Source organism: Vicinamibacteria bacterium, from assembly GCA_035620555.1.
GTDB lineage: Bacteria > Acidobacteriota > Vicinamibacteria > Marinacidobacterales > SMYC01 > DASPGQ01.
The window spans coordinates 1-7,914 of record DASPGQ010000129.1 but is presented as its reverse complement, the minus strand read 5'-3'; the positions used below and the strand labels follow the sequence as shown (position 1 = coordinate 7,914).

Annotated in this window: 5 protein-coding genes; 1 reads left to right on the top strand and 4 read right to left on the bottom strand. The window is 63.9% G+C overall.

Annotated features, from left to right (window positions below; translation table 11 throughout):
* Positions 1–214 precede the first annotated feature (214 nt).
* A complete protein-coding gene (locus tag VEK15_05305) occupies positions 215–2,896 on the top strand; it encodes a protein kinase (GenBank protein ID HXV60089.1) in 2,682 nt (893 codons plus the stop codon).
* Positions 2,897–2,898: 2 nt separating this feature from the next.
* Here VEK15_05305 and VEK15_05300 read toward each other — a convergent pair whose 3' ends face one another.
* The 4 genes from VEK15_05300 to VEK15_05285 form a co-directional block, all read right to left on the bottom strand.
* Positions 2,899–4,797 (bottom strand): PQQ-binding-like beta-propeller repeat protein, encoded by a 1,899-nt coding sequence (locus VEK15_05300; protein HXV60088.1) that lies wholly within the window; start codon positions 4,795–4,797, stop codon positions 2,899–2,901.
* Entirely contained in the window at positions 4,794–6,473 is a 1,680-nt protein-coding gene (locus VEK15_05295; protein ID HXV60087.1) for a GMC family oxidoreductase, read from the bottom strand. The genes VEK15_05300 and VEK15_05295 overlap by 4 nt, the downstream gene beginning before the upstream one ends.
* A gap of 4 nt (positions 6,474–6,477) precedes the next feature.
* Complete coding sequence (locus VEK15_05290) at positions 6,478–7,002, bottom strand: gluconate 2-dehydrogenase subunit 3 family protein (protein ID HXV60086.1); 525 nt, start codon at positions 7,000–7,002, stop codon at positions 6,478–6,480.
* A 77-nt stretch (positions 7,003–7,079) separates the two neighbouring features.
* On the bottom strand, positions 7,080–7,637 hold the full coding sequence (locus VEK15_05285; protein HXV60085.1) for a peptidylprolyl isomerase: 558 nt from the start codon (positions 7,635–7,637) through the stop codon (positions 7,080–7,082).
* Positions 7,638–7,914: the final 277 nt, after the last annotated feature.

Sequence of the window (7,914 nt, the reverse complement as noted above, 5' to 3'; positions counted from 1 at the left end):
ACGAGCAAGGTGACTCAGACGCTATGGCTACAGGCGGCCAACGGTCCCCCGTGGGAGCCATCGCTGGTCGTCGAGACACTGAGAGAGGGAGCGCTAGACGGACCCTCGTCGACGACGCGGACGGTCTACACAAGGGGGTATCGACCATAAGTCATCGCGCGTCGTTGTAAGCAGTCTGTAGGACCGCTACAATCGCCCCTTGTTGGTGTGAGCGATGGGACTTCGACCAGGCTCTAGGCTCGGCCCCTACCAGATTGTGGCTCCGATCGGGGCGGGCGGCATGGGTGAAGTCTACAAAGCAACCGATACCCGCCTCGATCGCACCGTGGCCATCAAAACGCTTCCCGATCATCTGTCGAGCGACCTCGATCTCCGAAAGCGCTTCGAGCGGGAGGCGCGGGCCGTCTCGAGTCTCAACCATCCGAACATCTGCACTCTCTATGACATCGGCCATGAGGATGGCGTGGAATTCATGGTGATGGAGTACATCGAGGGGGAAACGCTCGCCGACCGCTTGCAAAGAGGCTCGCTGCCTCTCGAAGAAGCGCTCGCGCGCGGGATGGAGATCGCGGACGCGCTCGACAAAGCCCATCGACGAGGAGTCGTGCATCGCGACTTGAAGCCGGGAAACGTCATCATGACCAGGGCGGGCGTCAAGCTTCTCGATTTTGGCCTGGCGAAGCTGTCGGGAGAAGAAAAGAACGCGACCCCGCTCGAGCCATCCGCCGTCACCGCGCAGCAGCCGCTGACCCAGGAGGGCACAATCCTAGGCACGTTCCAATACATGTCACCCGAGCAGCTCGAAGGCAAAGAGGTGGATGCCCGAACCGATGTTTTCGCCTTCGGCGCCGTGCTCTACGAGATGGTGACCGGCCACAAGGCCTTCACGGGAGAGAGTCAGGCGAACCTGATCTCGGCCATCATGACGCACGAGCCACTTCCGCTTTCGGCTCGCGTGCCCCTCTCACCCCGGACGCTGGATCGCGTCGTCCGAAAATGTCTGGCGAAGGATCCCGACGATCGCTGGCATTCCCTGGCGGACGTCGCCCACCTGATACGGGAGACGACATCGGACGAAAACGAATCGCCCGGCGCGGCCGCCGTCCACACGTCTCGGCAGAGGCGCTGGGTCTGGGCGATGGCGGGAGCTTTGCTGACGGCTATCCTGGTTCTCGCCTTTCACTGGTTTTCCGATGCACCGGCGCGGGGCGTGACGACCCGGTTCGACATCGCACCACCCGAGGGATGGTTCATCGAGCCGAGTATCGCCGATGCCGTCGTTCTGGCCTTGTCCCCGGATGGCCGTCGCCTGGTCTACGAGGCCCAGGATGCGCAAGGAGTGGACCGGCTCTGGTTGCGCCCCCTCGATTCCCTGGAGTCCCGACTCCTGCCGGGAACCGAAGGAGGTCGGTATCCCTTCTGGTCACCCGATGGCCGGTTCATCGCTTTTTTCGCCGATCAGAAGCTGAAGAAGCTCGAGGTCGTCGGCGGGCGGCTCGACACGCTCTGCGCTGCCGTAGACGGCAAGGGCGGGACCTGGAACGCGGAGGGGGTCATCCTGTTTTCGCCACGATTGGAAACCCCTCTCATGAGAGTGTCCGATAGCGGGGGACGCCCCCAACCGGCCACCCAACTCGAAGAAGACGTCTCCGGCCATTACTTTCCCACCTTTCTGCCGGACGGCCGCCGCTATTTGTTTCAGGAGATCGCGGCGAGCGGTTCGGGGATCCGGATCGGCTCGATCGATTCGTCCGAGTCGACGGATCTCCTGGAGTTCGAATCGGGGTCCGACATGACCTCGGTGGCCTACGCCAGCGGCCAGCTGCTCTTCATGCGGGACGGCGTTCTCATGGCGCAGGCGTTCGACTCCGATCTGGGCCAGCTTCGGGGCCAGCCGGTGCCCGTCGCCGAAGGGGTAGCGAGAATTCCGCCGGGCTGGGCGTCGTTCTCGATTTCCACGAACGGAACTCTGGCCTATGTCCTCGACGGGGGTCCGCGACAAACGGAGCTCCGCTGGCTGGACCGCGAGGGACGCCCCACCGGTCGAGCCGCTCCGCCGGCAAGCTATAGCTTCGTCTCGCTATCGCCGGATGAGGCGCGACTCGCCGTGATTCAGTGGGATGGCGATTGGAACCTCTGGTTCGTGGATAGGCTCCGCGGCACTTCGACCCTCGTCCCCGGACAGAACGATCGCCATGCTCTCCACCTCGCCTGGTCGCCGGACGGGAGTCGCATCGTCTTCGGCCTGGATCTCGATGGGCCGCCCAACCTGTTCATGATGAGCGCCGATGGATCGAGCGGAATCGAGAGGCTCTTTCGGTCTCCGATGCAGACCGAACCGGCGGATTGGTCTCCGGACGGCCGGTTCATCGTCTTCCACCAGAACCGGCGGGAAACCGGATGGGATATCGGCCTTTTACCCCTCGAGCCGGCTGACGGCCAGCCGACCCCGCGGATTATCTTGCAAACGGAGTTCCACGAGGCCGAGGCTCATTTCTCACCCGATGGAAAATATCTCGCTTACGTTTCGAACGAATCGGGCCGGAACGAGGTTTACGTCGCTCGATTTCCCGAGATGGACCGAAAGCGGCGGATCTCCCTAGAAGGCGGGCATCACCCACGCTGGTCAGTCGAGGCCGGCGAGCTCTTCTTCCTGGCGCCGGGTGGAAAGCTCATGGTGTCCGCGGTGACCACATCGCCGCGGTTCGAAGCCGAAGCCCCCCGGCTCCTGTTCGAGCGTCCTGACCTGCACGACGAATGGTCCCCTCTGGTATGGGACGGGCCCTACGACGTGACCCGAGACGGTCAGGACATCGTCATGAACGTGGCCACCGAAGAGCGGAGCTCCCAGCTGATCACAGTCGTCTTGAACTGGATGGCGGAGCTCGAGCGTTAGCTCTAATCGGAGCGGGACAAGGCCAGGGCAACGAGCTGTGCCGGAGTCTTGGTAGCCGGGTCGCCGACACTCACGACCACGTATTGCCGGCCCTCGTGGAGATAGCTCATGGGAACGCCCGTCTGAACGCCCGGAAGCTCGATGCGAGCTAGCACTTCGCCCGTTCTCTTTTCGTAAGCGTAGAGGCCTCGTCCTCCGCCCCATCCCTCGCCGGCAAGCACGAGCGTCTTCGTCACCAGGATTCCCGCGCGTGACGGCGAGCCCGTGCGCCCGACGTCGACGCCTTCGAGCGAGGGATGATCACGAATCCACGCCGGCGTGTCACCGTTCGGTTGCATCCACCGGTGCTCCCCCGTGCTCAAATCGATGGCGGTGATGCGTCCGTACGGCGGCTTGACGAGCGGCAGCCCCCGGGGGCCCGAAACGCGCATCTCGCCCGCGATGTAGCGAAGCTCCGAGCGTTCGGGATCGGCGACGAGCGACAGCAGAGTCGGACTCGTTGACGAGCTCACGTAGAGGATCGACGTCTCCGGATCGAAGGCGCCCGCTTCCCAGGCGGCGCCGCCAGCCGCACCGGGAAGCATGAGCGTTCCCCGGGTCCCGTCGGGTGCTTCGGCGAGCGAAGGTGGCTGATAGAGCGGCCCCAGGCGGAACGAGCTCACGATCTCGACCGCCTGGGCACGAAGCTCGGGAGTGAAGTCGATGAGATCGTCCACACTCACCCCTTGCCGGTCGAAGGGTGGCGGTTTCGTTGGGATCGGCTGCGTCGGCGCCGTTCGTTCTCCCGGGACGTCGCTTCCGGGTACGGCACGCTCTTCGATGGGCCAGACCGGCTCACCCGTTACCCGGTCGAACACGAATGCGAAGGACTGCTTCGTGAGCTGGACGACCGCGGGAATTCGACGTCCCCCGACGACGAGGTCCATCAGGATGGGCGCGGTCGGAACGTCCCAATCCCAGATGTCGTGATGCGTGAGCTGATAGTGCCAAACGCGCTCGCCCGTCCGGGCGTCGAGGCAGACGAGGCTGGACGAGAACAGATTGTCTCCGGGACGGTGCCCTCCGTAGAAATCGCTCGTCGGCGCTTCGACGGGCAAGTAGACGTAACCGCGCTCGCGATCCGCCGAGAACGGCGCCCAAACGCCAGCGTTACCCGTGTACTCCCACGATCCGTCTTCCCAGGTCTCGTGGCCGTACTCTCCTGGCGCAGGTATCGTGCGAAACGTCCAGAGCCTCCTTCCGGTACGAACGTCGTAACCGCTCACATCCCCTCGCGAGTTGGCCTGGCTGGGTGGGCGGAAGCCCGGGTGGAAAGCCGGCCCAACGATGACGACGTCTCCCACAATCACGGGCGGAGAGCTCGATCCGATGGCACCCACCGGATCGACGCCGCCGGCGACGTCGCGCATGAGGTCGACGACACCGTCCACGCCGAAAGCTCCGATGGGATGGCCCTCACTCGCATCGAGGGCGACGAGCTGGTAGCCGATGGTGACGAAGTAGATTCGTCGGTCTTTGTCGCCGTCGTTCCAGTAGGCGACGCCACGTCCCGAGAACCTTCGTGGTGCTTTGGCACCTCTTTCGCCTTCGCCCAGGCGGTACATCCACAAGAGCTCACCGCTTCCCGCGTCGATGGCCACGGTGCTGCGCGTCAGCCCCGCGGTCGCATAGAGAACCCCGTCGATGAAGATGGGCGTCGTCTCGCCCTTGATCTCGGGCTCGGGGCCGAAGTTATCGGTACGGAAGATCCAGGCGACCTCCAGATTCTCCACGTTCCCGGCGTGAATCTGGTCGTGCGGCGCGTAACGCGTTGCGGCGGCATCGGCCCCGTAATGAGACCACTGCTGGGCCCCTGAGGACGTCGCCGTCGAGAGCAGAACCAAGAACAGCAGACGGCTCAAATGTGTCCCTGATCCATTTGCTTCACCGCGTAATCGCACGCGCGGGCGGTAAGGGCCATATAGGTAATGGATGGATTGACGCACGAAGACGACGTCATGCAGGCTCCGTCGGTGACGAAGAGATTCGGGACGTCGTGGGACTGGTTGAAGCCGTTCAAGACGGACGTCTTCGGATCGCGGCCCATGCGCGCCGTGCCCATCTCGTGAATCGTGAGGCCCGGTGGGTTGTCCTCGACGAAAGTCTCGATGTTCCTCGCTCCCGCGACCTCGAGCATCTCCGCCGCGGTCAGCGCCATGTCCTTCAGGAGTGCCCGCTCGTTCTCGCCCCAGCGCGCGTCGACCTTCAATGCGGGAATGCCCCAGCGATCCACCACCTCGGGGTCGAGGCTGACGCGATTCTCGGCATGCGGAAGGCCCTCGCCGAAGCCGTAGAGCCGCAGCTTCCACGGGCCGTAGCTCCGAAGAGCGTGCTTGAAACTGGCTCCAAAGCCAGGCATCTCGAGCCCACGCTCCCACCGCTCGCGAAACCCGCCACCCTGAAAGCCGTAGCCCCTCAGGAACGGCGATTTCGTCTTGACGTTGCGGAATCGTGGCACGTAGAGGCCGTTCGGCCGTTGCCCATAGGGAACACGGTCCTCGTGGCCCGGAATCGTTCCCTCCGCCCCTCCACCCATCACGTGATCCATCAGGAAACGGCCGAGAGTCCCGCTGGAATTGGCGAGGCCCTCCGAGAAGCGCGCCGTCCTCGAGTTGAGCAGGATGCGCGTCGACTCGAGCGCCGACGCGCAGAGGAAGACGAGACGCCCCTGCACCTCGAAAGCCTCGTGAGTTCGGCCATCGATGAGGCGAACGCCGGTGATCCGATCGAGTCCTTCGTCGTAGACGAGGCTGTGAACCACGCTGTGCGGCCTGAGGGTGAGCCGGCCCGTTGCCCTGGCAGCCGGGAGAGTCGCGTTCAGGCTCGAGAAGTACGATCGCGTGATGCACCCGCGTTCGCACGGCCCGCAGTAGTGGCACGGCGCTCGCCCCTTGTGCTCTTTGGTGAGCACGGCGCAACGTCCGATGGTCAGCATTCGCTCGTCGGCAAACTTCCCTACGAGCGCCTCTCTGACCACTTTTTCGGCACAGTTCAGCTGCATCGGAGGGAGAAACTTCCCATCGGGAAGGTGGGGCAGACCTTCGGCTTGCCCACTGATGCCGGCGAACTCCTCGACGTAGTCGTACCAGGGCTCGATGTCGCGGTAGCGAATCGGCCAGTCCACGCCGATTCCTTCCTTGGCGTTCGCCTCGAAGTCGAGATCGCTCCAGCGGTACGTCTGGCGGGCCCACAGGATCGAGCGCCCACCCACCTGCCGACCGCGAATCCAGTGGAAGGGTTTGTCTTGCGCGAAGGTGTACGGGTTCTCGCGATCGTTCACGAAGAAGCGACTCGACCACTCGTCGCACGCGTAGCAGTTCTTCTGTATCGGCTGATCTCGTGATTGCCGCGCCCGGTCGCGAAGCCCGCGAAATCGCTGCTGCCAGGGTGGGACGTGCTCGACGTAGTCTCGGTCGGGATCGATCGGCCCTCCCGCCTCGAGAACGAGAGTCTCTAGTCCTTTTTCGGTCAGCTCCTTCGCGGCCCACCCGCCGGTGATTCCCGAGCCGACGACGATGGCATCATAGACTCTCTGCACCACCTCACCTCCGGAGAGGGGCGCAGCCCTCATAAGTACCGTGGAAGAGGACGGGATCGAGCTCCCGTTCCATCGCGACTTTGGACGTGAAGTAGCCGTAGAGCGTCAACCACTTCATCACCGAAAAGAACGGCGCATCGGCGGGAGCTTCGGGAGGGGGCTCAGGAGCCGCGAGCGCCTCTTCCTCGAGCGCCCTCAGGATCGCGACCCGTTGCGCCTCGTCCTTCCGCAGGAAGTCCTGGTTGGCCAGTCGCGCGAGTCCCTGCAGGAATCGGTGGCGTTCCTCGTCGGCGAACCACTCGGTCAACATGAGGTCGATGAACGCGTCCACCCGTGCCGCGCGCGCTCCGGGTGTGTCCGTCTCGGGAATGATCAGCTCGGCGACGACCGCGACGAGCTCACTCTGTTCGACGTCGAGGCTCTTGAACACGTGTCGCTCGCCGTCGATCTGAGCGTGAAGTGCTCGCGCCGCGGCGAGGAGCTCACGGGGAGCGAGGCTCACCAGTGCCGCCGTACCCAGCGTCTTCAAGGCGAGGCGCCTATCGACCGGCGACGTCATGGACCGGGACGATAATTTAGCCCGCCTCCCGGTTGCAAGCGCGGAGCTCACCGCCTCCGGATCGCGCGAATCCGAGTCGGCGGCGTCAAGCTCTGGCCTTCTGCGGGCGAGCCCTGGATCTTCTTTACGACGTCGGAACCTCGGATGATGCGACCGAAGGCGGCAAACCCCTGACCATCCGGGTTTCGCTTTCCTCCGAAATCCAGCTCCGGCTGGTCGCCGATGCAGAAGAAGAAGCTCGAGGTCGCTGAGTCCGGCCCATCACGAGCCATGGAAATGACGCCGTCGAGATGCGAGAGACCCGTTCTCGTGGTTCGCTCGAGCGGAATGGGCTCGAAGCTCTCGAGCTCCCTCGCCGCGTCGACGCTCGCCTGGATGACCTCGATCTTGACGTCGTTGTCCGGCTGGTTGTCCATCGTCACCGTGCGATGGAATTGGCCGCCATCATAATGCCCGGCGTCGACGTAGCGGAGAAAGTTGGCCGCCGTCACCGGGGCGGCTTCGGTTTCGATCGCGACCTCGATCTCACCGAGCTCGGTGTCGATGAGAACGTGAACGGGAGCGGCGAGCGCGATCGACAGGAGAAGCTCCCACATGACGGGCATGATACTCGACCGATGGGAGATCGGCTAGACTCTCGAAGTGCCGCGTGTTCTCCCGCTCCTGATCCCGCTCGTGGCAGCTGGTTGGCTGCAGACATCGCCCGCGCCCGACGAACTAAGCGTGCTAACAATTGTCTACTTGGGACGGCTGACGACAGGCTAGGCTAGAATCGAAACAACTTCGTAAACTTGACCGCGAACGTACGACTCGCGATTGCGGGAAACCCGCCGAAGCTCGTGTCTCGGCCGTCGGTATATACGACGAATAGATCACTGCCGG